The organism is Rhodococcus koreensis, assembly GCF_017068375.1.
Classification (GTDB): domain Bacteria; phylum Actinomycetota; class Actinomycetes; order Mycobacteriales; family Mycobacteriaceae; genus Rhodococcus_F; species Rhodococcus_F koreensis.
Genome location: NZ_CP070609.1, coordinates 3,910,343 through 3,933,946 on the forward strand (window position 1 = coordinate 3,910,343; position 23,604 = coordinate 3,933,946).

At 65.8% G+C, this 23,604-nt stretch carries 21 protein-coding genes; 4 read left to right on the forward strand and 17 right to left on the reverse strand.

The genetic code is table 11. From position 1 onward, the window contains the following. Window positions 1–9: 9 nt before the first annotated feature. The 7 genes from JWS14_RS18000 to JWS14_RS18030 form a co-directional block, all read right to left on the reverse strand. On the reverse strand, window positions 10–696 hold the full coding sequence (locus JWS14_RS18000; protein ID WP_167372189.1) for a FadR/GntR family transcriptional regulator: 687 nt from the start codon (window positions 694–696) through the stop codon (window positions 10–12). A gap of 148 nt (window positions 697–844) precedes the next feature. Next, window positions 845–1,579 (reverse strand): cache domain-containing protein, encoded by a 735-nt coding sequence (locus tag JWS14_RS18005; protein ID WP_143051431.1) that lies wholly within the window; start codon window positions 1,577–1,579, stop codon window positions 845–847. A 149-nt stretch (window positions 1,580–1,728) separates the two neighbouring features. Then, entirely contained in the window at window positions 1,729–3,363 is a 1,635-nt protein-coding gene (locus JWS14_RS18010) for an APC family permease (protein WP_072947277.1), read from the reverse strand. A 19-nt stretch (window positions 3,364–3,382) separates the two neighbouring features. Further along, entirely contained in the window at window positions 3,383–4,651 is a 1,269-nt protein-coding gene (locus JWS14_RS18015) for a D-arabinono-1,4-lactone oxidase (RefSeq protein ID WP_206013977.1), read from the reverse strand. Window positions 4,652–4,700: 49 nt separating this feature from the next. Then, on the reverse strand, window positions 4,701–6,209 hold the full coding sequence (locus JWS14_RS18020; protein ID WP_083395701.1) for an aminobutyraldehyde dehydrogenase: 1,509 nt from the start codon (window positions 6,207–6,209) through the stop codon (window positions 4,701–4,703). A 619-nt stretch (window positions 6,210–6,828) separates the two neighbouring features. Next, window positions 6,829–7,260 carry an LAGLIDADG family homing endonuclease gene (locus JWS14_RS51750; RefSeq protein ID WP_371851593.1) on the reverse strand — a complete coding sequence of 144 codons (432 nt, stop codon included), beginning with the start codon at window positions 7,258–7,260 and terminating at the stop codon, window positions 6,829–6,831. A 235-nt stretch (window positions 7,261–7,495) separates the two neighbouring features. Continuing rightward, window positions 7,496–8,956: a glyceraldehyde-3-phosphate dehydrogenase gene (locus tag JWS14_RS18030; RefSeq protein ID WP_072947279.1), complete on the reverse strand. Its 1,461-nt coding sequence runs from the start codon at window positions 8,954–8,956 to the stop codon at window positions 7,496–7,498. A gap of 993 nt (window positions 8,957–9,949) precedes the next feature. Here JWS14_RS18030 and JWS14_RS18035 point away from each other — a divergent pair. After that, window positions 9,950–10,657 carry a cutinase family protein gene (locus JWS14_RS18035; protein ID WP_095861533.1) on the forward strand — a complete coding sequence of 236 codons (708 nt, stop codon included), beginning with the start codon at window positions 9,950–9,952 and terminating at the stop codon, window positions 10,655–10,657. 257 nt (window positions 10,658–10,914) lie between these two features. Here the strand turns inward: JWS14_RS18035 and JWS14_RS18040 are convergent, their stop codons facing one another. Together JWS14_RS18040 and JWS14_RS18045 are read right to left on the reverse strand one after the other, a co-directional pair. Then, window positions 10,915–11,250 carry a hypothetical protein gene (locus JWS14_RS18040; protein WP_072947281.1) on the reverse strand — a complete coding sequence of 112 codons (336 nt, stop codon included), beginning with the start codon at window positions 11,248–11,250 and terminating at the stop codon, window positions 10,915–10,917. A 274-nt stretch (window positions 11,251–11,524) separates the two neighbouring features. Further along, the gene (locus JWS14_RS18045; RefSeq protein WP_095861531.1) at window positions 11,525–12,385 is read right to left on the reverse strand and encodes a GNAT family N-acetyltransferase; all 861 of its coding nucleotides are present in this window, start codon (window positions 12,383–12,385) and stop codon (window positions 11,525–11,527) included. A 325-nt stretch (window positions 12,386–12,710) separates the two neighbouring features. Here JWS14_RS18045 and JWS14_RS18050 point away from each other — a divergent pair, with 325 nt between their 5' ends. After that, window positions 12,711–13,493 carry a DUF3109 family protein gene (locus JWS14_RS18050; RefSeq protein WP_206016084.1) on the forward strand — a complete coding sequence of 261 codons (783 nt, stop codon included), beginning with the start codon at window positions 12,711–12,713 and terminating at the stop codon, window positions 13,491–13,493. A gap of 146 nt (window positions 13,494–13,639) precedes the next feature. Here the strand turns inward: JWS14_RS18050 and JWS14_RS18055 are convergent, their stop codons facing one another. From JWS14_RS18055 to rpsF, 6 genes are all read right to left on the reverse strand, one after another. Beyond that, entirely contained in the window at window positions 13,640–14,014 is a 375-nt protein-coding gene (locus tag JWS14_RS18055; RefSeq protein ID WP_206013978.1) for a hypothetical protein, read from the reverse strand. Window positions 14,015–14,434: 420 nt separating this feature from the next. Next, on the reverse strand, window positions 14,435–16,582 hold the full coding sequence (gene dnaB, locus JWS14_RS18060) for a replicative DNA helicase (RefSeq protein ID WP_072947314.1): 2,148 nt from the start codon (window positions 16,580–16,582) through the stop codon (window positions 14,435–14,437). A gap of 574 nt (window positions 16,583–17,156) precedes the next feature. After that, window positions 17,157–17,612, reverse strand: a complete 456-nt coding sequence (gene rplI, locus JWS14_RS18065; RefSeq protein WP_072947285.1) for a 50S ribosomal protein L9 — start codon at window positions 17,610–17,612, stop codon at window positions 17,157–17,159. A gap of 17 nt (window positions 17,613–17,629) precedes the next feature. After that, a complete protein-coding gene (gene rpsR / locus JWS14_RS18070) occupies window positions 17,630–17,872 on the reverse strand; it encodes a 30S ribosomal protein S18 (protein ID WP_005249686.1) in 243 nt (80 codons plus the stop codon). A 38-nt stretch (window positions 17,873–17,910) separates the two neighbouring features. Continuing rightward, window positions 17,911–18,432 carry a single-stranded DNA-binding protein gene (locus JWS14_RS18075; protein ID WP_012690423.1) on the reverse strand — a complete coding sequence of 174 codons (522 nt, stop codon included), beginning with the start codon at window positions 18,430–18,432 and terminating at the stop codon, window positions 17,911–17,913. Between the two features lie 65 nt (window positions 18,433–18,497). Then, window positions 18,498–18,785, reverse strand: coding sequence for a 30S ribosomal protein S6 (rpsF, locus tag JWS14_RS18080; protein ID WP_005249677.1), 288 nt, complete (start codon window positions 18,783–18,785; stop codon window positions 18,498–18,500). A 196-nt stretch (window positions 18,786–18,981) separates the two neighbouring features. Here rpsF and JWS14_RS18085 point away from each other — a divergent pair, with 196 nt between their 5' ends. After that, window positions 18,982–20,343 (forward strand): glycosyltransferase family 87 protein, encoded by a 1,362-nt coding sequence (locus tag JWS14_RS18085; RefSeq protein WP_095861530.1) that lies wholly within the window; start codon window positions 18,982–18,984, stop codon window positions 20,341–20,343. After that, a complete protein-coding gene (locus JWS14_RS18090; protein WP_206013979.1) occupies window positions 20,340–20,924 on the forward strand; it encodes a GNAT family N-acetyltransferase in 585 nt (194 codons plus the stop codon). The genes JWS14_RS18085 and JWS14_RS18090 overlap by 4 nt, the downstream gene beginning before the upstream one ends. A 15-nt stretch (window positions 20,925–20,939) precedes the next feature. On the opposite strand, the gene JWS14_RS18095 is transcribed toward JWS14_RS18090, so the two are convergent. Together JWS14_RS18095 and JWS14_RS18100 are read right to left on the reverse strand one after the other, a co-directional pair. Continuing rightward, the gene (locus JWS14_RS18095; protein WP_206013980.1) at window positions 20,940–21,884 is read right to left on the reverse strand and encodes an alpha/beta hydrolase; all 945 of its coding nucleotides are present in this window, start codon (window positions 21,882–21,884) and stop codon (window positions 20,940–20,942) included. Between the two features lie 27 nt (window positions 21,885–21,911). Continuing rightward, window positions 21,912–23,588, reverse strand: coding sequence for a flavin-containing monooxygenase (locus JWS14_RS18100; protein WP_206013981.1), 1,677 nt, complete (start codon window positions 23,586–23,588; stop codon window positions 21,912–21,914). Window positions 23,589–23,604: the final 16 nt, after the last annotated feature.

The window sequence follows — 23,604 nt, forward strand, 5'->3', positions numbered from 1 at the left end:
CGGCAGACTTCAGCGACCGTCGAGTGCCCGATTCATCATCAGTTCGAGGCGAGCCTCGATGAGCAATTCGGTCTCGTGTGCGCCGTGAGCTATGGCCGTTTCCTGGGCGCGGAATTCGTCGCCGTCGGTGATGGCTTCGAGAATGGCGGCGTGGGCGGTGGCGGCATCGGTGGTGTCGACCCCCACGTCCGAAGGCGCCCACAGTAGCGGTGCGAGCTCGCCTTGGATCTGCACCGTCGCGGTGGCCAGGCGCCGCGACTGGGCGGCGATCGCCAGTCCGATATGGAAACGGCTGTCGGCTCGGCGCAGATCCTGTACGCTCTCGGCTTCGCGGAACTGAGAGGCGAGCAGCTCGAGACGGTCGATCTCGGGGCCGTCGGCCCGGGCGGCAGCGAACCGGGCCGCCGCTCCGGCCAGCGATCCGGACAGATCCCCGAGGTCTCGCAGTTCCTCGGTGCTACGTTCACGCAGTCGGCGTTCTACTTCCTCACGGCTGACAGCGGAGGTATCGCAGACGATGCTGCCGCCGCCGCGTCCGCGTCGCGTTTCGATCAGACCGCGGTCGCGCAACGTGGCCAGGGCGTGGCGGATCTGCAGCATGGTCACGCCGAGCTGCGCAGCAAGTTCCCGCTCGGGGGGCAGTCGTTCGCCGACCCCGATGAGTCCGACGGCGATTGCGGTCTCGAGCTGATGCATGACCTGATCCGGTCTGCTCGCACCGTCGAATTCACTGGTCCGCAGAAGCGCTACCAGAGCAAAGGGGGCTCGAGTGTCGAGATGCTCGAGACCGGTCACTGATTCAGAATAGGACAAACCCGGAAGCATCTGAGTCACACCTGGTCAGTCATGAGTTGTCCAGCACCAGTAGTCGCCAGCGCAGCCGCTCGGGGTCCGGGGAGGGAACGGGGACGGTGCGCACCACTGTCGTGTTGGGCCGCAGGCGGGATCCGGTGACGTATCGCGCACTGTTGGAAACGATGACACGGTCGTTCGCCGCGACCAAGGCGATCGGCGGGCGCAGGGTTCCCAGGCTCTCGAGCAGGAGATGTTCCATCGCCGGTATGGACAGGTCTCCGCCCACCACGCTCACGTCACCCGTGGCGAGCGGCAGAGGCATCGTCAAGGTAACCGTGCAGACCTCGATGCCGCCGGCATCGACGTACGGTCCGATAGCCAGGGGGCGTTGCTGTTCGATCGGGTGGACGAACCATTCTCGTGACTGGTAGTCGTAGAATCCGACCGCGTCGGGGTTGAGAATGTGCCGGACGAAGTGACTGCTGTCCGCAGTGTCTCGTCGCCACCATTCGAGCCATCGCGGGGTGTCGACGAGGGCTTCTCGCCCGACGGCCACCCCAATCCCTTCGAGGAGCGGTTCGTCGCGCTGGAGGATGTTCTGCACCAGCGGGCGGATGGTGGCGAGTGCAGTGCGGTCGAGTGGCTTGCGGTGCTCGGCCGCGCGGGCGGCGACGTCGTCGACCCGGGCACGTACTTCGGCGACGAACTGGAAGAGGCCGTCGATCCTCTTGCCGATCGCGGCAGCGGTCGTTTCGAGCAGTGCGTTCAGCTCCTCGTCGTTCACGTCTGCGCTCCCACCACCATCATCGCCGATCCTGTACACGGGGAATGTACCTGCACACCCATGTCGACTTGCTTCGATCGCGGAGGCGGCGGTGCCACCGACCGATGGCACCGCGACCCCCACGTTCCGCTCCCACACGGCGCCGTGACTCAGACCCGCTGCACGGGTTCGACCGGGTCGACGTCGCTGGGCTCGGACAGGTCCGTTTCTAACGGTGCCTGCGAGGCCGGCCCGCTCGAGGCGGGCGTGACGACCGCGGCGTGCTCTGCCAGAATCCCGGTCCGGTGCCGGATCCGTACCCGGTAGAGCACCAGGCCACCCACGGTGAGCAGCGCCGGAATCAGAACTCCCGACCACTGCAGGTACCAGTGGAACGGCGCGGCGGGGTTGTAGACCTCGGCGCGAGGCCAGACCAGATTCACGATCATGGCGGCACCCCAGACCACAGCGATGGCGTTGACCACCAGGCCGAGGGGCCGTCCGAGCGAGAACTCGTCCTGTGCGGGTGCGCCCGGCAGCGGCCACCGGCCCCGCAACCGGTTCCGCAGCATCGGACCGGTGACCAGCAGGTACGCCGCGTAGATCAGGACGATGCCGATCGCCGAGAGCACGACGTAGATCTGCGGCTGGGTGATCATCAGCACCAAGATCGCAATTGCCAGCACACCGACGGTGATCGACGCATTCGCCGGCGTCTTACGCTCGGGGTGCACGTGAGCGAGCCAGCGACCGCACGGCAGATTATTGTCCCGCGCCATGGCGAACACCATGCGCACCGCGGCAGCTTGAATAGCCAACGTGCACACTGTGATTGCCACCGCAATGCAGATCAGGAACAGCTTGCCCAGGGTCCCACCGAGCAGCGAGAGGATCACGTACTGCAGACCACCGGACGGCGATCCCAGCTGCGGATCGCTCAGATCGGGTGCGGCGAGGATGCCGAAGAACAAGATGGCGCCACCGAGCAGGAACGAGGCGGTGATGGCCCGGATGATCGCGCGGGGCGCGGTCTTCTTCGGGTCTTTGGTCTCTTCGCCGAGCGAGCTCGCCGTGTCGAATCCGTACATGACCCACGCCGAGGCGAGGGACGCGACCAGGAATACCCCGAAGTAGCCGAGCGAGTGGCCTTCTCCCAGTCCGTGTGTCTCGAGGAGTACACCGGGTCCCCGGACGACGTGCACACCGAGGATGATCACCAGCAGCACCGCCGCGATCAGCTCGACGAACACACCCACGCTGTTGATCAGCGCGGTCAACTTGACTCCGAACGCGTTCACCAGGGTGGTGAACACGATCAGCGCCCCGGCCAGCAGCACACCGTTGAGGGAGAAGTCGTGTTCGCCGGTGCCGTCGCCGACGATCTGGAAACCGGACCAGATCTGCGGGAGCGTGATCTGGTACGCCAGCGCGACCGCGCCGACGGTCACGATCGAGGAGGTCAGTAGCAGCCAGCCCGCCATCCACGATGTGGTCGGTGAGGCAAGCTTTTTCGCCCAGTTGTAGACCGACCCGGCGACCGGGTAGCGGCTGGCGAGCTCGGCGAAACAGAGCGCGACCATGAGCTGGCCGACGAAGACCATCGGCCACGACCAGGCGTAGGCCGGGCCGCCGGTGCCGAAGCCGACGTAGAAGAGCCCGAAGACACCGGTCAGGATCGAGATGTAGCTGACGCCGGCGGCAAAGCTGGCGAACTTGCCGATGCTTCGGTCGAGCTTCTGGTTGTAGCCGTACTCGTCGACGCCGCCCTCGTCGGAACCATGGTGTGACGGTTGCGTAGTGGTCATGACGTAGTCATCCGTCCGGTTAGCCTACGAGGGAACGCAGATTGTCGTTGAGGAAGACGCCGTCGGGGTCGAACTCTCGGCGCACGGCGACGAACTTGTCGTATTCGGGGTACATCTTCTCGATGCGGTCGCGGGTGAGGAAGTGGATCTTGCCCCAGTGCGGGCGGGCATCGAAGTCCTCGAGAAGCGCGTCGAGGTCGCGTAGGTAGGGCCAGTAGTCCGTGCCGGGGGCGCCGGAGACCGACAGCACGGTCGTGTCGCGCTTGTAGAACGGGGACAAGTAGGCGTCGTCGCCCTGGACCCAGCGGACCTCGATCGGGTAGCGCTCGGCGGTGTGCTTGGTCGTCAACAGGTTCTGCACGGCTTCGACTGCGGCCAAGCCCTTTTCGGCGGATACGTAGTACTCGAGTTCGTGGAAGGGGATCATGTACCCGCCGGCGTAGATCTTGTATGCCCGGTCGGCGCGACGGTTCTCGGTGGTGACGATCTCGCCGGCCTCGTCGAGGTTCGCGGCGACGTACTTCTTGGTGTAGGTGCGGTTGACCATCGATTCACCGGCCGGGGTGGGCAGTTCGTACAGAGCGGCCGAGTCGTCGGCCTGGCACCAGATGAACGAGTAGTGCCGGTAGTCGGCGATGTTCTGGTCCCACCCGGCTTTGGTCTCGTCCCACGTCGGGAAGGTGATCTCTTCCTTGATGTGGTAGCGCGGCGACACCTCGAGTTCGACCTCGGTCATGATGCCGAGAGTGCCGATCGCGACCTGGGCGGCGCGCAGGGTGTTCAGATCGTTCTCGTCTACTTCGACAACCTCGCCGTGGCCGTTGATGATTCGGGCCCAGCGGAGACGGGAGGAGAAACTGCCCAGGTTGATGCCGGAGCCGTGGGTGGCGGTCGCGATGGCACCGGAGATCGACTGCTTGTCGATATCGCCCTGGTTCGACAGGGACAGCCCGGCGTCCCACAGGGGTGCGCCCATGTCGCTGATACGGGTGCCGCCGAGGACGCGGGCACGGTTCTTGGTGGTGTCGGTTCCGGTCACGCCGGTAAGCAGTTCGGTGTCGATGAGCACACCGCCGGTCTGCACGATCGGGGTAAAGGAGTGGCCGGCGCCGACGGCGCGGACGGGCAAACCCTCACGGATTGCGAAGCGGACGACGTCGAGGACCTCCTGCTCGTTCTTCGGGCGGACCGTGAATGCGGGCGTACAGGCCTGGTTGCCGCCCCAGTTCGTCCACGGCTTCTCGGTGACGTACGGGATCGGCGGGGTGGCGTAGAGCTTGGTAGGCATGTCTGTGTGAACCTTTACTCGAGAGGTGTGGGTGGACTATCGGGGATGGTCAGCGGTTGTGGTTGTGCATCACGTGCTTGGTGCGGGAGTAGTCGTCGAGTGCGTAGATCGACAGGTCGCGGCCGTAGCCGGACCCCTTGAAACCGCCCCACGGCACTTCGTTGGCCAGGACGAGGTGGGAGTTGACCCAGACCGTCCCGAAGTCGAGTCGGGCGGGCAGGTCGTGACTGCGGCGGGCGTTTTCGGTCCACACCGAGGCGGCGAGACCGTAGGGCACGTCGTTGGCGCGGTCGATGGCGTTGTTCTCGTCGGTGAAGGTTTCGACGGTGACGACGGGGCCGAAGATCTCTTCCCGGGAGCATTCGGCTCCGTCGGGAACGTCGACCAGGACGGTGGGCGGCACGAAGTAGCCGGGGCCGTCGATCGGGGCGCCGCCGAGTGCGGCACGGATACCCTGTTCGCTTGCCCGCGTGAGGAATCCGGAAACCCGATCGAAGTGCGCCTTCGAAACCAGGGGGCCGATCTCGATGTCGTCACCGGCGCCGGGCTCGCCGACGACCAGTGATCCGACCTCGCGGACCAGGTGCTCGGTGAATTCTTCGGCAACCGATTCGTGCACCAGCACCCGGCATCCCGCGCCACATTCCTGGCCGGAGTTCCAGTAGCCGGCCGCGCGCAGGGACGTCGCGGCCTCCTCGAGGTTGGCGTCGTCGAAGACTATGACCGGCGCCTTGCCGCCGAGTTCGAGGTGCACGCGTTTGAGGGATTCGGCTGCCTTCTGCGCCACCGCCTTTCCACTGCCGACGGATCCGGTCAGGGCGATCATGTCGATCTGGGGATGCCCGGACAGCCGGTTTCCGACGACGGGACCGTAGCCGGTGACGACGTTGAACACACCGGCGGGAAGCAGGTCCGCGACCAGTTCGGCGAACTTGAGGGTGGTCAGCGGCGTCTGCTCGGACGGCTTGATGACCATAGTGTTGCCGGCGGCGAGGATGGGGGCGATCTTCCACGCCGCCATCAGCAGCGGGTAGTTCCAGGGCGTGACGACACCGACGACACCCAGGGGTTCACGGAGGATGACCGACAGGTGCCCTTCGGCATAGTCCGCGGCAGCCTGGGAGGTGATGGCCCGGGACGCCCCCGCCATGAACCGGAACGTATCGATCGATCCGGAGACATCGTCCTGCGAAACCATCAGCGGCTTACCGGTGTTCGCCGATTCGAGCCGGGCGAGGAGGTCTGCGTTGCCGGCGAGGCGATCGGCGATCTTGTGCAGGATCTCGGCGCGTTCCTTCGGGACCAGCCGCGCCCAGCCGGCTTTCGCGGCAAGGGCTGCGTCGACCGCCTTGTCGACGTCGTCGGCGGTGCCTTCGAGAACCGTGGTGAGCACCGAGCCGTCAGCCGGGTTGACGACGTCGATGGATGCACCGCTAGCGCCGGTGACAAACTCGCCTGCGATGAAGTGCCTGCGAGGTGCAAAGTCTTCGGCCGACACGAGTGAGGTGCCGTCACCGCGACGGACCTGGGTGGGGGTCGACGCGACAGTCTGGGTCATGAAACTTGCCTTCCGCAGTGGGTGATTGTCGTGGATTCCGAAGCGCGATCCACGGGGAGTTCTACCGAGGGGAGCCATGAGGAACGGATGCGTTCCTCATCCGCCAATAAAAGATTCGAATTAAAGTTTCATATGAGCATCTTTCACTGTGATGGCGGCCACGTCAACGTTTTGCTGCAAGATCATCTTGAAAAGATCCCTTGAACTGGGAAAATTCGCTCCAGCCGAGGGCCCGACATGATGACAATCGCCGTGCGGTGCCACATTCCCCGGTTGCGCAGTAGCCCGAGCGCCTGTCGACAGAACTGTCCGGTTCCGCCCAAATCGGGCAGTTCCCCTATGCCGACGCCGGCATGGCAACACCCGTCGGCCGCGGTGCACGACCCGGTTATCAGTGGGTATCAGAGCGTCGCCCAGCCCACCCATCGGTCCACGGCGTCGAAACGGTTGGCGTGAGAAGCGCGCTCGGGTGAGGTTCCCGGCAGCCATAGCCCGGTCTCGTCGGCTGACCCGCCGCGATGCTCGTCCCGACCATGGATCTCGACCATCAGGCAGGACGAACCCCGCAGAACCGACTCGACGCAACTATCCCGATAGGAAGCGGTCTCGCGGCGCAGGATTACCGAACCCCTCCCGCAGATTGCAGATGGCGGGCTGGCCGCACCCTTCGCGCAGCTTCGCCCCTCGCGCCATGAACACCCGCCACGGAGAGAAACTGCGTCTGGTTCTGGGAGCCGGCAATGGTCAGGTGCCAGCAATCACGATAGCCCTTCTTACGGACCCGTTTGATCCGGCCGTGAACACCGAGCCGCAGCAGTAGCATCGCGACATCGTCGACCAGGCGACGGCTCGTCGACGCCGCGATGGTCGTCCATGACAAGCATCCTGAGTCGATTAATTGCTTGTTGCTACAACATGTTTCGCGATTCAGCGGCCACACGGTGGCGAGACGATTTACAACGCTGCGAAAAAGGAAACTCCGAGTACAGAACCGACGACGCACTCCGAATTCCCACGCGAGTTCGCCACGTGCTGAAGCGCTCGCAATCACAGCGGCGGCGCCACCCCAAGAGCAATGGCGCCGCCGCTCGAACTACGGCTTCGGCTACTGGTGCTTGACTTGCTGCTGCGGGTTTCGGGATCGACGGGCCTCGGTGCCGGAAATTTCAACGTCGAGAACCATACGAACGATGAGCCTTCAGCGGCGAGGCCCACCGAATACACGACGACGCCCGGGAGAGCAGCCACTGCTCGGCCCGGGCGTCGCAAACCTACGGTACCGCCGGTCAGCCCACGGACATCGCATCAGCGGCGTCGACCGCGGGGTAGATGGGGTACTCCACACCGGACAGGTACTGGACAGTGCGCACCACCTGGCACGAGTATCCGAACTCGTTGTCATACCAGACGTAGAGGATGGCGGTGTCGCCGTCGACGATCGTCGCATTCGCGTCGACGATGCACGCGGCGCGCGAACCGATGAAGTCACTGGACACGGCATCGGTTGCAGCGGTGTAGTCGAGGTTCCGGCTCAGCGCTCCGGTGAGCGACTCCTGGCTGAGATGCTCGAGCACCTCCTCCTTGGTGGTCTCCCGACCCAGCTGAAGGTGGAGGATGGCGACGGACACGTCCGGAGTGGGAACGCGAATCGAGTTGCCAGTGATCTTGGCCTTCAGCTCGGGGAGCGCCTTGGCGACCGCCGACGCGGCGCCGGTCTCGGTGAGCACGAGGTTGAACGGCGCCGAACGACCACGACGGTCGGCCTTGTGGTAGTTGTCCAAGAGGTTCTGGTCGTTGGTGAACGAGTGCACGGTCTCGACGTGGCCTCGCGACACACCGAATTCGTCGTCCATCGTCTTCAGCGGCGGGACGATGGCATTGGTGGTGCAGGATGCGCACGACACGATCTGCTCGTTCGGGTCGAGGTCGCGGTGATTGACGCCGTGCACGATGTTCGGGACGTCTCCCTTGCCGGGTGCGGTGAGCACCACCTTCGCGACGCCGGGGCGGAGGTGCTTCGACAGTCCGTCGCGGTCGCGCCAGATTCCGGTGTTGTCGATCAGGATGGCGTTGTCGATGCCGTGCTCGGTGTAGTCGAGGCTCTCCGGGTCGTTGCTGTATATGAACTTGATGACGTTGCCGTTGGCGATCAGCGTGTTGTTGTCGGTGTCGACCTTGATCGTGCCGTTGAACTGCCCGTGGACGGAGTCACGGCGCAGCAACGATGCGCGTTTGGTCAGATCGTCGCTGCCACCCTTGCGGACCACCACGGCACGCAGGTTCAGCCCATTGCCCGAGCCGGCCTTCTCGATGAGCAGTCGAGCGACGAGGCGACCGATACGCCCGAATCCGTACAGGACCACGTCCTGCGGCTGCGCGGGGCTCGTCTGGGCGCCGCCGACCAGGTCGGCGAGGCTCCGTGCAACGAACTCCGGGACCGATGCTCCGTCACCGTTGGCGCGATAGGCCATCACCAGCAGTCCGAGGTCGATCTTCGAGGGCCGAAGATCGAGGTGAGTGAGCGCTTCGAGGAAGGGGAACGTCTCCTCGACCGACAGTTCATCGCCGCTGATCTGCCGGGCGAACCGATGGGTTCGCAGGATACTGATGACCGATTTGTTCACCAGGGAGCGACTGTGAAGCAGAATGGTCACCGAGTGTCTACGGTGTAGACCGCCGATGATCGGGATCATTGCCTCCGCGAGAGCTTCCTCGGAGTTCCACTGGGCCAGTTCCACTGTGCTCACTGCGCTTGTCTGCCTTCCCGGCTCATGTGGCGTGTCCTTGCGTCGGATGCCGGCGAGCGCAACCGCTCCACCAGCGGTGACCTGGATCACCGGACCCGGTTTCGCGACTCGCGGACACCGGCGCGCCCGACGCACACATCATATGGAAGCGTTTCGTCGGGCCGACAAGCCGGTCGCCGAAACGTCCGGTGGGACGAGACGCCGGCAGGCAACAGGCCGAGTGAGGAGGAGGGGAGTGCGGCGGCAGCAAGCAGGCAAGCTGCCGACTGCTTGCTGCTGTAGGTTCCCGATCTGGTGGTTCGTCAAGCAATCGGGGCCCGACAAAGTCGGTACTCGGTCCACGACCGGATCGGTGACTCACGACCGGATCAGGAGCAAACCGAGTTTTCGGTTCGGCACGAGCATTGCGCCCCGCATGTACGCCCCGATCGCTGCGTTCGGCCCTGCATGACTGCGGTGATCGGTGCCGTTCACCGCGAAGTACCGCAACGCCGTGAACCGAAGACTCGATCCAGTTCAACCACGACCCGTAGGTCGGTAAGAACACGAGTTCGACATCGTTGCCGGCCACCGACGCACGGCCGGATGTCGGTGCGGGGAGAAGTTATCGAGCACCACATACAACTTCTCCCCGGTCCAACAGGCGCGAAGATACTTCAGAAAATCGAGGAACTCGCCCGATCGCTTACGCGGCCTGATCCGGTAATACAGTCTGCCGCTACACAAATCGAGGGCAGCGAGCATGTGCATCACTCCGTCGCACCCGCCGACCGCAGGCTCCGTCGCCTACCGCCGCGCACTCCACAGCATGGGCCTGAGCGAATTCTTCACCGTCTGACCGGGTGGCACTGCGGGATTGTCGCCGAGGGTGGGGCCGGGCTCGGGGGACCGGGTGTGCACTGGACGTGTGGTAATCGACCGGTCGGTGGCGAACGGTTCCCGAGTCGGCAAAGGAAGCTTGATCGGGTCGGGACTGAATGTAGTGTTTACCTCATGGCGACACGCACGCTCGCTCGATTCCTGTGTACGGCGATGCTGGCGTTTGCGGCGCTGCTTGTCGTACCCGTCGAACCCCCGCTCGCGTCCGCCCAGCCATGTCCCGATGTCGAGGTGGCGTTCGCCCGTGGTACGGATCAACCGGATGGCGTGGGCATCACAGGACTTTCATTCGTCGAATCACTGCGCTTGTTCGCGGGCGCGCGGTCGATCGGGGTGTACGCCGTCAACTACCCTGCCGGTAGCAATTTTGATGATCGGCAAGCGTTTGTCCGCACCTTCGTCGACGGGATGCGGGACATGCATTCTCGGATTCAGTTCATGGCGACAAATTGCCCCGGCACGAGGATGGTAGTGGGCGGTTACTCTCAAGGTGCGGCTGTGGCAGGGTTTGTCACCGCAGACGGAAATCCAGCCGGATTACCCACGGAGTTAGGCCTACCCGGGCCGTTATCGCCGGATGTGGCGAGCCACGTTGCCGCGGTCGTCTTCTTCGGAAAACCGTCGGAGCGGTTTATGCGTGATGCAGGCAGTCCGCCGATCGTTGTCGGGCCGCTGTACGGTCCTAAGGCAATCGATTTGTGCGCTCCCGGCGACAACATCTGCGATGGTGCCCCTCTGGGGCGCCCCAATGCCGTGCACGCGTTGTATCCCGTGAACGGGATGACCATTGCGGCTGCACAGTTCGCCGCCGCTCGCCTCTAGTCGGTCCGCGGGCTTGGTGCATCGCCTCAGATCTCGAGGATGGGCTGGCGCGCGTCGGACGCGCCTCGATGGAGATCACCTGATCGCGGACAGGGAGATCAGCTGTCCGCAGGCGGGGGATCAACTGTCAGCCCGCCGGGACGCCCTCCTGTGCCTTGGCGTGAGACCCCGCGTTTCGCGCGCGAGAGTCCGCTGCCCGCGAGCCGCCAGGCGTTCGTGGGCCGGGTCGCGCCGGAACCGCGGGGTGGGTGTCCGCGTCAGGAGGAGCCGAACATCGGCGGCGGAGACATCCTGAAGGGTGCCGGCGGGTTATTTTGCTCGCGGTTCCGATCCCGTTGCATTTGGCCGCCATTGTTGCCGCACATGTTCATCTGCTGCTGAATTTGGTCCGGCGGCAGCAGCCAGTTGTTGTTGGGATCGCACGGGTCCTGCCCCGGCGGGGCGGTCGATGCGGCGGCGGACGCCACCGCGGGTGCGGCGACCGAGGCCACCGCGGGTGCGGCGGCGAGTCCCGCCGGTAACGTGACGATCGATCCGGCCACCGCTAGCCTGATCAGAAGGCTTTTCGTGCGTGCCTTCGTGGTTGTGTTCATTGTCGGTGCTCCATCGGCATGAATTGAAGCCGTCGGATACGGCACCCCGCGAGTGACGCCGTTCGCGCGTTGATCGTGAGCCAGCATCGTGCCGTGTCGCGCTGCTGTTGTACGTGACCGCCTCGGTTGCCCCGGATGCCCGCTCAGTGTGGCGCTCCAAGGCAGCCCGATTGCGAGTCCATTCCCATCATATCTTTTGAGCTGTCGCGCGGCCCGCGGGGATTCGCGCATTTCGATACGACTGGAACGGCCGCCCCGGTCGACTCCTGGGCCACTAGTAGCCGATCGACGGCAGCCACGCGCCTTGCGGCTCGTTGTAGAGCCCGGTCGTCATCAGCGTCGACTGCTGGACGAGCTGCAGCCCGGCATCGAAGCACCAGGCCATGAGGCGGGTATTGCGTGAGGGCACGAGGAACCCGAGTCCGGTGAACTCGTCGGCGCCGGCCAGCAGTGCGATGACGTCGTCGTCGGCCTGGCCAACCGCATGCCAGATGTAGCCGAAACCCGTCGCATAGCCGGTGATCCGGCCGCCACGCTCGACCACGCGGGCGGTTCCGGCACCGACCCACTGCTGCAGCTCGCCGTGGCGGTCGTGGCCGTGCACCTGCCGACAGATCTCGTCGCAGGCGGCGATGTCGTCCGGTGTCGCTGCACGTACGACTGCGCCGGGTATCGCGGACCCATGTGCTGTTCCCTGGAAGACGGACAACAGCTCACGGACGGCAAAGCCGAGCTTGGCGTACAGGGAGAAGGACCGATAGTTGTACGTCGTCTGTACCAGCCGCACGCCCGCGACCTCACGCTCTCGCGATCGCTCGAGCAGAGCATTCATCAGCGCACGGCCCGCCCCCGCGTCCGATGCCACCGGGTCGACACTGACGGGTCCGATGCCGACGATCTTTCCGCGCTCGTCCTGTAGGGCACTGCCGACGATGTGGCCGTCACGCTCGGCAACCAGGCCGTAGATGCCGTCGGTGTCCAGCATCGCCTTGATCTGGAAGTCGGCGAGTTCGGGTGTGCCCGCTTCGATCGGAAAGTGATGGCGCGTGGCGAGCGCCTCGAAGGCGTCGAACATGATTCGCCCACACATCTGGGCATCGTCCGGCGTCGCCTCGCGGATCTGCAGCTCGGTCATTGACCTATTGTCGCGCGTGCGTTGCCGACGGTGACCGCTAATGGCGGCTTCAGAGGTGGGTTCATCTGTTGAGGCAACGGCCGACGCTCCACGGGGCGCGGGCGCCAGACGTTGTGGGCTGTGCCCATCAACGGTTGTCCGTTGTGCGGCAATGGTGCTGGGGTTGATCGGTCGTCTATCGCAGCGGTGGTCTCCCTGGCGTATCGGCGCGATTCGTGGCGGCATTGTTTGATCCCGGACGGGGATCGGATCAGTCCTTGGCTGTTATGTGGGTTGGCTAGCGTGGGGGTTTGTGACAGCAGGTAGTGCGCGGCGTGCGCACAAGATGGCGCCCAGCCCCGAGGTTGCGCTCGACTTCGCTCGGGAATGGGTCGAGTTCCTCGATCCCGACGACGCCGAGCATCTCATCGCCGCGGACATGACGTGGCTGCTCTCACGCTGGACCTGTGTGTTCGGCACCCCGGCCTGCCAGGGCATCATCGCGGGCCGACCCGACGACGGCTGCTGCTCGCACGGCGCGTTCTTGACCGACGAGGAGGATGTCGAGAGGTTGCACGAGTCGGTGAAGCTGCTCAGACCTGAGGATTGGCAGTTCAGGAAGGAGGGTCTCGGGGAGACGGGGTACATCGAGGAGGATGAGCTCGAGGACGAGCCGGCGCTGCGTACCCGCCGCTACAAGGGCGCGTGCATCTTCCTCAACCGTCCCGGCTTCGAGGGTGGGATCGGGTGCGCGTTGCATTCGATGGCGCTGCGGCGTGGGATCGAGCCGCTCGAGGTGAAGCCGGACGTGTGCTGGCAGCTGCCGATCCGGCGGACCCACGAATGGGTGGAGCGACCCGACGGTGAGCAGGTCCTGAAGACGACGATCACCGAGTACGACCGCCGCGGTTGGGGTGAGGGCGGATCGGATCTGGACTGGTACTGCTCCGGCTCGCCGGATGCGCATGTCGGAGCCAAGGCGGTGTGGGAGTCGTATGCGCCGGAGCTCACCGAGTTGCTCGGTGAGGCCGCGTATCGGGAGTTGGCGCGGCTGTGCAAGCGACGCGAAGGTCTCGGCCTGATCGCCGTGCACCCGGCGACCGCGGTCGCCGAGAAGAATTCCCGGTAACGGAGCGGCGGTCCCTGAGGATGGCGACCCCGGTCACCCCGTTGTGTGCATCTTCGGCAGGGTCGACGTACCGGCGGACACTCTCGGCGTCGCGTCACAGATGGGCTCCGGCGGCGGGGGGAACTCGGCGCCGGAGCCGGCGGTGGTCACATCCAGGGCATGTCGGGGTCGAGGGAATGGGAGATCACGCCGTCGTCGGGTTCGAGGGGGTAGTTCGCGGCGTGGTACGGGGCGCTGGAGGACCCGAAGAGGTCGACGCCGCCCGGCTCGGTGAGTGTGGTGCCCGGTTCGTAGAGTTCGACCTGCTCGGGAACGTCCTCGTCGGGGGCATCGCAGGCGACCATGGGCCACGCGTTGGCGCATCCGATGCGGTCGCGCACCTGGACGGTGTACGGGACCTGCGGGGCGGCGCCATCCGCGGGTGCGGCGGCGGCGGTGGCGCCCTGGGCCAGCACGGCACCGAAGCCGAGGGCGACGCCGATCGCTGCTGAGGCTGCGGTGCGTGTTGTGATCGAGGACATTCTGTGGCTCCTGAAGTTCGGGGGTGGTTCTCGGACGACCACTAGTTTTCGCCGGAAGCCGCCGTTCGATAACACCCCCGAGGGGGTGATCGGCGACCCGACAGGGGGTGGAAGATCACCCCTGGGTGGCGGTTCCGGGGGTACCGCACGACCCCGTTTTCGCCTACCCGGAACAGATGTGGCCGGCTTCTCACAGACCACAGGCAGTCGCTGCACCGGAGTCGGACATGTCGACCCCCGCCCGTGAGCACGACTCCGCGCGCACCCCCGCCCGCCGCCGAGCCGAATCGCTCGTCGTCGACCATGTCGGAAACGCAGAGGGCTAGGCCACGTGGGGCGATGTCGCGGATTACCGGTTCAGCGCAGTGGACCGCCCTCATTCTCTCTGCAACGGAGGGCGGCGCCTCAGATGGCTGCTGCCTAACCTCTCGCCATGTCCACGAACTTGGACAGGTGAAGCTGGTGCGCCACAGTGATCGTCGCGGTCGGGCCGTTTCGGTGCTTGCCGAGGATGAGGTCGGCCTCGCCGCCGCGGGGGTCGTCGCGTTCGGTCGCGTCGGGGCGGTAAAGGAGGATCACCATGTCGGCATCCTGCTCGAGCGATCCCGATTCACGCAGGTCAGCAACCTGCGGGCGCTTATCTTGCCGCTGCTCGGGACCACGGTTCAGCTGGCAGATCGCGACCACGGGAACTTCGAGTTCCTTCGCCAAGAGCTTGAGGCTTCGGGAGAATTCGGAGACTTCCTGCTGACGCGACTCAACCTTCTTACCCGAGCTCATCAGCTGCAGGTAGTCGATGACGATCAGTTTGATGTCGTGTTTCTGCTTGAGCCGCCGCGCTTTTGCACGGATCTCCATCATGGTCAGGTTGGGGGAGTCGTCGATGAACAGCGGCGCCTCACTGATCTCACTCATACGGCGAGCGAGTTTCGTCCAGTCGTCGTCGGTCATCTTGCCGGAGCGCATGTCGCCGAGTTTGATCTTCGCCTCCGCCGACAGCAGACGCATGACGATCTCGGTCTTGCTCATCTCGAGGGAGAACATGACGCTGGCCATGCCGTGCTTCACCGAGCAGGAACGCAGGAAGTCCATGCCGAGCGTGGAGTTGTGGGTGGGCACCATCGAACGACCCGCCAGATACAGATGGTCGGCATTGTCGACCTCGACGCACCGCACTGCGACACTGTCGATCGGACGTACCGCGACGATGCGGCGGAAACCACTCACCTCGCCGCGAAGTTCCTTGTGCTGGATGGCCTTCCGATGAAGCTGGAACACCTCGTCGTCGGCGTAGAACGTGACCCCGCCGTCGATCGGACGGCAGTCGTATCCCAGGCTGACGACGAGTTCGGCGAGATCCTGCGACAACGGGGGATTCCCGGTCTGGAACCGCACCGCGCCGTCGTCGGCGACCGACCCTGCGGCATCGAGCAGGCCGGCCAGCAACTCGCGACGCTCCGATTCCGACCCACGCAACAGTTCCGCCGGGATTCGCTTGCCCCCGACAGTGAGCGAGGCGCCCAGGGCGTAGGGGTCGACGTGCACGGTCGACGTCGGCAGCTGCAACGCGCGTGTGTGCGCGACCTTGTGCCCGAGGTCGATCGATCCGGCGATCTGAGCGGTGGTGCGCACGGCGCCCCGCCCGTCGACGCCCGTCAACCACTGATGCTGCTCGTCGGCGACGAGGACGGTGCCGTCGGAGAACTCCACCTCGTAGCAGGGCCGGCCGACCATGACGTCGGTGGCGGCAACGACGCGGGTGGGCTTGCCGTCGGCGTCGATGAGGTGGTCGCCGACCTGGACGTCACCCATGGTGGTCCAGCCGGTGGGCGTGGCCAGGGGAGTGTCGAGGGCGAGCGCCTTACCTACACCGGGCCGCGCCGCGACGATGATCATCTGCCCGGGGTGGAGGCCGTTGGTGATCTCGTCGAGTTCGACGAAGCCGGTGGGGACGCCGAGGGAGATGCCGCCGCGGCTGGCGATGGAGTCGATCTCGTCCATCGTGGGCTGCAGGAGCTCCTCGAGGGGGACGAAGTCCTCGGTGGTGCGGCGTTCGGTGACCTCGAAGATCTCGGCCTGCGCACGGTCGACGACCTCGGCGACGTCCTGTCCGTCGGCTCCGGTGTAGCCGTACTGGACGATGCGGGTGCCTGCGTCGACGAGGCGACGCAGGATGGCCTTCTCCGCCACGATCTCGGCGTAGTAGCCGGCGTTGGCGGCGGTGGGCACCGTCTGGGTGAGCGTCACCAGGTAGGGCGCGCCGCCGATGCGACGGAGCTCACCGCGGCGATCCAGTTCCGCGGACACCGTCACCGGGTCGGCGGGCTCACCGCGACTGTAGAGGTCCAGGATCACGTCGTACACCGACTGATGCGCGGGACGGTAGAAGTCGCCGGGACGGAGCACCTCGAGCACGTCTGCGATGGCGTCCTTGCTGAGGAGCATGCCGCCGAGCACCGACTGCTCCGCCGCCATGTCCTGCGGGGGCTGCCGACCGAACTCTTCACCGGGCTCCGCGTCGGGCGGACCCGGGTATTCGGAATGGCCCCGATCGTCTACTACAGCCACTCGACCGACCTTCCCCATCACTGTTGCGCCGCCCCGGGAAAAGCTTCCCGGTGTTGGTGCTACGAACTCTTTGTACTCGCCCCCACCGACAACCTTCGCAGGCTCTTCCTGGCAGCCGGCGTCGTGATCGCGAGACACGCCGGGACGACGTTAGGGATTAGCTACCCGGTGTTCAAACCAGCCTGTGTACACAGCTGGGGACAAATTGTGTAAACCGCTGGGTACGTTTGTTAACCCCATGGGGACAACCTGAGGATAAGTGCATATCACAATCCCAAGTACCCAGCTCAGAGCCATTTTTTGGATTCTCACAACTGTGGATGAAAACCCGTTCGGCGTGTCTTTCGCATTGACGACTCGGGCGTGTTGAGTTGGTCGCCCCCGGGTGGCAATATGATTCACCTCACAGATCTCCGGCGCGGGCGGCTAACTTCCAGACACACCTGGAAGCCGCTCCTCTGCATGCTTCACACCCGCGAAAACGGGCCGGAGAGGGCGGCTGAGAGCCGGAATCGACAAGCGCAGGCCCCCCGCACGCCAAGGCGTCCGGGGGGCCTGTGTGTGAACGGGTCGACTAGGCGCCGACGACGTTCAGGTGGAACTTCGCAACCACGTCGGGGTGCAGGTTCACGACGACGGCGTGCTTGCCGGTCGCCTTGATGTGAGCCTTCGGCAGCTCCAGGCTGCGCTTGTCGACGACGGGTCCACCGGCAGCCTTGATGGCAGCGGCGACGTCGGCGGCGGTAACCGAACCGAAGAGCTTGCCCGAGTCACCGGCGGTCTTGACCGTCAGCGAGATGTTCTCGATGCCCTCGATGGCGGCCTTGAGCTCCTTGGCGTGGTCGAGACCGCGCACGGCGCGGGCTTCCTGCGCACGACGGATGCCTTCGACCTGCTTCTCGGCGCCACGGGTGGCGACGATGGCCAGGCCGCGGGGCAGCAGGTAGTTGCGGCCGTAGCCGTCCTTGACCTCGACGGTGTCGCCAGGCGCACCGAGGTTGTCCACGTCAGCGGTGAGGATGAGCTTCATGTCTTTCCTCCCTTTCCTTAGCGAGCCACGGTGGCGTAAGGCAGCAACGCCACCTCACGTGAGTTCTTGACGGCAATGGCAACGTCGCGCTGGTGCTGGACGCAGTTGCCGGTGACACGGCGCGCACGGATCTTGCCGCGGTCGCTGACGTACTTACGCAGCAGCGTCGTGTCCTTGTAGTTGATCTGCGTGTTCTTCTCTTTGCAGAAGATGCAGATCTTCTTCTTCATTACCTTGTCGCGCAAGGGCGGCTTCGGCATTTGTTTGCTCTTTTCTGGATGTTCCGATCAGGTACGGATCAGAACGGGGGTTCGTCGCTCCCACCACCAGAGCCTCCGAAGGAGCCGGACGCCTGCGGCGCGCTGCCCCACGGATCATCTCCGCCGGTATTGGATTGCGGACGTCCGCCGCCCGATCCGCCGGAGGAACCGAAGCCTCCACCGCCGCCGCCACCACGGTTGGCCTTGTTGACCTTGGCCGTGGCGTACCTCAGCGAGGGGCCGATCTCGTCGACCTCGAGCTCGACGACAGTGCGCTTTTCACCTTCACGAGTTTCGTAGGAGCGCTGCTTGAGCCGGCCGCTCACGATCACTCGCGAGCCACGGGTCAAACTCTCCGCGACGTTCTCGGCTGCCTCGCGCCAGATGTTGCAACGCAGAAACAGTGCTTCGCCGTCTTTCCATTCATTGGTCTGACGGTCGAAGGTGCGGGGCGTGGACGCGACAGTGAAGTTCGCGACCGCGGCACCCGCGGGGGTGAATCGAAGCTCCGGATCAGCCGTCAAGTTTCCGATGACGGTGATGACGGTGTCGCCTGCCATATGGTTCCTCCTGCAGAATGTGGAGTTCGGTTGGGCACGAGCCTAGGGCTGGTGACCGACAGAAATCACTTGTTGTGGCGCAGAACCTTCGTACGCAGCACCGACTCGTTCAGACCGAGCTGACGATCGAGCTCCGCGACGGTGGCGGGCGTAGCGCTGATGTCGATCACCGCGTAGATGCCTTCGCTGTGCTTCAGGATCTCGTAGGCGAGACGACGCTTACCCCAGACATCGACCTTGTCGATCTTGCCGCCGTCCTGGCGAACAACATTGAGGAACGTATCCAGCGAAGGAGCAACAGTGCGCTCGTCCAGGCTGGGGTCAAGGATGACCATCAATTCGTAATGACGCATAAGACCTCATCACCTCCTATGGACTAGTGAAAACGGCCACGGACTGTCCGTGGCAGGAGGGTCGTTGCGTCAGCAACCTTTGCAGGGTACACGACGAGCCCCTGACCAGCGAAATTGGGCAATGCCCTGTGCGCCTTTTTGGTAGTTGTGGCTACCAGAAAGGCGCACGGGGCGCGGAGCGCCCTAGTGTGGATTCATGCATATCGGAGCTCGGCAGCGGTCGCCGATCACGGCGGTCGTCGTCGGGTTGGCGGGCCTCGCCATGCTCGCCGGCTACCTGCAGAAGGCGCGGTGCGCGGGGGCGCCGTTCGACGGCGTCGGGCGCAGCCTGATCTTCGACCGCATCAAGGACACGCAGGTCTGCTATTCCGACATCCAGTTCCTGTGGCTCGGCCGCGACGTCAACCTGCACGTTTTCCCGTACATCACCGGGGGGATCAACGCCGACGGCGTCCTCACCGGCGGCACCGTCGAGTACCCGGTGCTGAGTGGCGTGCTGATGTGGCTCGGCGGCATCGGTTCGCACACCGACGCCGACTTCCTGCTGCACTCGGCGCTGATCCTCGCGCCGTTCGGCCTGCTCACGGCGTGGATGCTGGGACGGCTGGCCGGCTGGTGGGCGCTGCTGTGGTCGGCGACGCCGCCGCTGGTGCTGTACGCCTTCCACAACTGGGAACTGCCGGTGGTCGCGACGTCGGTGGCCGCGATCTTCGTCATGACACTCGAACGGATCCCGCTCCGCACCCGCGCTGTCCTCGCGGCGGTGCTCCTCGCCGTCGGGTTCTGCCTGAAGCTGTATCCGGGTGCGTTCGTGCTGCCGCTGATCGCGTACGTCCTCACCCGGAACGGCACCGCGGAGCGACGCTACGACGTGCGCGGCGCGGTGCTGGTCGCGGTCGCCGCGATCACCACGGTGGTGGCGGTGAACCTGCCGTTCGCCCTCATCTCCTACAGCGGATGGCGGGCGTCGTTCACGTTCCAGGAGAACCGTCAGGCCGATCTCACCACCAACTCCATCTGGTACTGGGGGCTGCGTCCGCTGTTCGGGCCGGTCGCCGACGACGTCCCGCTCCCCGCGTACGACCAGACGGTGAGCCTGCTGTCGCCGCTCCTCGTGTGCGCCGCGTTCGCGATCGCCCTGCGACTCGGCTGGTTGCGATTCCACCGCGACGGCGTGTACCCGTGGATCGCCGTCAGCGCCGCCATGCTGTGCGGATTCCTGCTGCTGCACAAGGTTCATTCGCCGCAGTACACGCTGTGGCTGATCCCGTTCTTCGTGCTGCTGCGCGTCCCGTGGGGGCTCGTCGCCGCGTATCTCGTGGCCGACCTGTCGATGGGGATCGGCGTCTTCAAGTACTTCGGCGCCCTCGCCGCCCAGACGGACGCGTCGACGTTCGAGGTGCTGGTGAAGTTCGGGGTGTGGGGTCGGGCGGGACTGCTGGTGGTGCTGTTCTTCGTGTTTCTGCGCGCGACTCTCCGGCATCCGCCCGTCCGCGGGCGCACCGGTCCGGGGTCCGGCCGGCGGCCGATGCTGAAATCTCCCGAGCCGGCGCGATGAGCGAATCCTGGTTCGCGCATCCCACTCTCACCGGACGGCACGTACGCCTCGAACCGCTGGGCGAGAACCACGTCGACGGCCTGCTGGACGCGGTCGACGACCCCCGCATCTTCCACTGGACGTCCGTCGCCATCGCCGACCGTGACGACGCCGCGGCGTTCGTCCGCGGCGCCGACGAGGATCCGACCCGGTTGGCGTACGCGCAGATCGACGTTCACGCCGGGCGGATCGTCGGTTCGACGTCGCTGTATCTGATCGACCCGAAGAACCGCAGTCTCGCGATCGGGCACACCTGGTTGTCGCGTTCCGCGCAGGGAACGCTGATCAACCCGGAATCGAAACTGCTGTTGCTGCGGCGGGCGTTCGAGGACCTCGGCGCCGTCCGCGTCGAATGGCACACCGACGAGCGCAACGCCCACTCCCGCGGCGCCATCGCCAAGCTGGGTGCCGAGTTCGAGGGCATCCTGCACAAACACCGGCGCCGCCGCGACGGATCGTGGCGCAACACCGCCCTGTTCTCGATGGTCGACGAGGAATGGCCGCGCCTCTGCCCCCGACTCGAGGCGCGAGTCGAGGGCTGACGCGGCCGGGTCACGTCACAGGACGGGCGCGGTGGCCGTCACCCGCTTCACGAACTCGACGACGGCCGAGCGCATTTCGCTGCTGCGCGGAACCGCCCCGGACATCCAGAACGCGCCGTGGAGGAGTCCGTCGAAGCGGATCGCCTCCGTGTCGACACCCGCCTGCCGCAGCGCCCCGGCGTACGCCTCGGCCTCGTCGCGGGCCACCTCGTTCTCGGTGGTGAGCACGAGCGCGGGCGGAAGTCCCTCGAGGCTCGCGGCGCGGCTCGGGACGGCGTACGGATGAGTCGCGTCCTCGGGCGAGCGCAGGTAGTTGCTCCAGAACCAGTCGAGGTCGCCGGCGCCGATCACGTATCCCTCGGCGAACTCCCGCCGGGAGGGGAACTCCGCGTTCGGGTCGATCACCGGATAGATCAGCACCTGCCCTCGCAGCCGCGGCCCGTCCTCGTCGCGTGCGCGCAGCGCGGTGACCGCCGCCAGGTTGCCGCCGGCGCTGTCACCCATGACGACGACGTTGCCGGGGTCACCGCCGTACGTCCCGACGTTGGCCGCCACCCACTGCAGGGCGGCCGCCGCGTCGTCGGCGGCGGCCGGGAACCGGTGTTCCGGGGCGCGCCGGTACGTCGCGACGACGACGATCGCGCCTGCGCCGTTCGCGACCGCGCGTGCGGGTTCGTCGACGACGTCGAGGTCGCCCGCGACGAATCCGCCGCCGTGGAAGTACAGGACCACCGGGTGCGGCGCCTGCCCCTCGGGGATGTAGACCCGCAGCGCGATCTGCGCTCCGCCGCTCTCGTAGTGCGCGTCCACCACGCGGGCGACGGGTTCGGGCTGCGCCTGCAGTCCGGTGAACGTCGCCACCACCGCCCGCACCTCCTCCACGGTGCTGTGCTCGAACGCCTTCAGCCGCTGCGCCTGTAGTCCGGCGATCAGGTCGGCTGCGTGTGAATCGAGTGCCATGTCGGTCTCCTCTGTCGGGGTTCGGGGTCAGGACACTGTGGAAGCCCGGCGGACACGCTGCCCGGCGGGGGAGGCCACGCGGGCCTCCGCCCGGGTGAGCGCGAAGCCGGAGTAGCCGCCGGCGACGACGTCCTCGCAGGTGGCCCGGTAGGTGGGGGCGCCGCCGAGATAGACCATGCAGGCACGGGGCTTGCCGGGAATGTTCGCGCCCATGTACCAGGAGTTCGTCTCCGGCAGCAGGGTCTGGTTGGCGATGTCGTTGGTCAAAGCACCCCACTCGCTTTCGGCCTGCGGCGTGGGCTCGATGACGTCGAGGCCGCGGCGGTCCAGGTAGTCGATCGCGTCGGTCGCGAAGTCGACGTGGTCCTCGATGGCGAGTGGCATGTTGTAGAGCACCGACGGCGACTGCGGCCCGGTGATGACGAACAGGTTCGGGAACTCGTTGACCATGATGCCGAGGTACGTCCTGGGTCCGTGCTCCCACTTCTCGGCCAACGGCAGACCGCCCCGACCGCGGATGTCCATCGCCATCAGCGGGCCGGTCATGGCGTCGAATCCGGTTGCGAGCACGATGGTGTCGACCTCGTAGACGCGGTCACCGACCCGGACTCCGGTCGGCGTGATCTCGTCGATCGGCGTGGTCTTCACGTCGACGACGCTCACCGAGTCGCGGTTGAACGCCTCGTAGTAGTTGGTCTCGAGCGGGGGACGTTTGGTGCCGTACGCGTAGCCGGTCGGGGCCAGTGTCGCCGCCTTCGCCGGGTCCTGGACCCGCTCGAGGATCCGCTCCCGGATGTAGTCGGCGATGGTGTCGTTGGCCGCCTTGTCGAACAGGATGTCCTGATAGGAGTCGATGAACAACCGGAACCCGCCGGCGTTCCAGCGCTCGTCGAACGTGCGGCGACGCGCGTCGGCGTCGACGGCGAGCGCGGACGGCTGCACCTGATCGAACGGGACGCCGAGGAAGTGGTTGCGGGCCGCGTTCCGCACGTCCGCGTAGTTGCCCTTGATCTCGGCCACCTCGTCCGGGTCGATCGGACCGTTGCCGAGGGGCGTCGCGAAGTTGGGGGTGCGCTGGAAGACGACCAGTTCGGCGGCGTCCTCGGCGATGAACGGGATGGCCTGGATGCCGCTGGCCCCGGTCCCGATCACGGCGACCCGCTTGCCGGTGAAGTCGGCGCCTTCGCGCGGCCAGTTGCCGGTGAGCAGCACCTCCCCGCGGAAGTTGTCGATGCCGCCGAACTCCGGCGTCTTCGGCACGGACAGGTTGCCCGCCCCCGAGATGAAGTACCGGCTGCGGACGACGGCGCCGTCGTCGGTGCGGACCGTCCACACCGAGTTCTCGTCGTCCCAGTGCACGCCGACCACGCGGGTGTCGAACGTGATGTCCTTCCGCAGGTCGAAGCGGTCGGCGACGTGTTCGAGGTAGCGGAGGATCTCCGGTTGTCCGGCGAACCTCTCACTCCACTGCCAGTCCTGCTGCAGATCCTCGTCGAACGAGTACGAGTAGTGGACGCTCTCGATGTCGCAGCGGGCGCCGGGGTACCGATTCCAGAACCAGGTGCCGCCCACGTCCGAACCGGCCTCGAACACCCGCGTCGACAGCTTCATCGTGTCGCGCAGCTTGCGGAGCGCGTAGAGGCCGGCGAACCCGGCACCCACGACGACGACATCGACGTCGGCGGAAGAATTGGTCTTTGACATGTGTTGGGCTCCTCGG

Bases quoted from the DNA above. Each gene is read 5' to 3' on its own strand.
- JWS14_RS18000 (WP_167372189.1), bottom strand. From the start codon at position 696: ATGCATCAGCTCGAGACCGCAATCGCCGTCGGACTCATCGGGGTCGGC.
- JWS14_RS18010 (WP_072947277.1), bottom strand. From the start codon at position 3,363: ATGACCACTACGCAACCGTCACACCATGGTTCCGACGAGGGCGGCGTC.
- JWS14_RS18015 (WP_206013977.1), bottom strand. From the start codon at position 4,651: ATGCCTACCAAGCTCTACGCCACCCCGCCGATCCCGTACGTCACCGAG.
- JWS14_RS18020 (WP_083395701.1), bottom strand. From the start codon at position 6,209: ATGACCCAGACTGTCGCGTCGACCCCCACCCAGGTCCGTCGCGGTGAC.
- JWS14_RS18035 (WP_095861533.1), top strand. From the start codon at position 9,950: ATGGCGACACGCACGCTCGCTCGATTCCTGTGTACGGCGATGCTGGCG.
- JWS14_RS18040 (WP_072947281.1), bottom strand. From the start codon at position 11,250: ATGAACACAACCACGAAGGCACGCACGAAAAGCCTTCTGATCAGGCTA.
- JWS14_RS18045 (WP_095861531.1), bottom strand. From the start codon at position 12,385: ATGACCGAGCTGCAGATCCGCGAGGCGACGCCGGACGATGCCCAGATG.
- JWS14_RS18050 (WP_206016084.1), top strand. From the start codon at position 12,711: ATGGCGCCCAGCCCCGAGGTTGCGCTCGACTTCGCTCGGGAATGGGTC.
- JWS14_RS18055 (WP_206013978.1), bottom strand. From the start codon at position 14,014: ATGTCCTCGATCACAACACGCACCGCAGCCTCAGCAGCGATCGGCGTC.
- rplI (WP_072947285.1), bottom strand. From the start codon at position 17,612: ATGAAGCTCATCCTCACCGCTGACGTGGACAACCTCGGTGCGCCTGGC.
- rpsR (WP_005249686.1), bottom strand. From the start codon at position 17,872: ATGCCGAAGCCGCCCTTGCGCGACAAGGTAATGAAGAAGAAGATCTGC.
- JWS14_RS18075 (WP_012690423.1), bottom strand. From the start codon at position 18,432: ATGGCAGGCGACACCGTCATCACCGTCATCGGAAACTTGACGGCTGAT.
- rpsF (WP_005249677.1), bottom strand. From the start codon at position 18,785: ATGCGTCATTACGAATTGATGGTCATCCTTGACCCCAGCCTGGACGAG.
- JWS14_RS18085 (WP_095861530.1), top strand. From the start codon at position 18,982: ATGCATATCGGAGCTCGGCAGCGGTCGCCGATCACGGCGGTCGTCGTC.
- JWS14_RS18090 (WP_206013979.1), top strand. From the start codon at position 20,340: ATGAGCGAATCCTGGTTCGCGCATCCCACTCTCACCGGACGGCACGTA.
- JWS14_RS18095 (WP_206013980.1), bottom strand. From the start codon at position 21,884: ATGGCACTCGATTCACACGCAGCCGACCTGATCGCCGGACTACAGGCG.
- JWS14_RS18100 (WP_206013981.1), bottom strand. From the start codon at position 23,588: ATGTCAAAGACCAATTCTTCCGCCGACGTCGATGTCGTCGTCGTGGGT.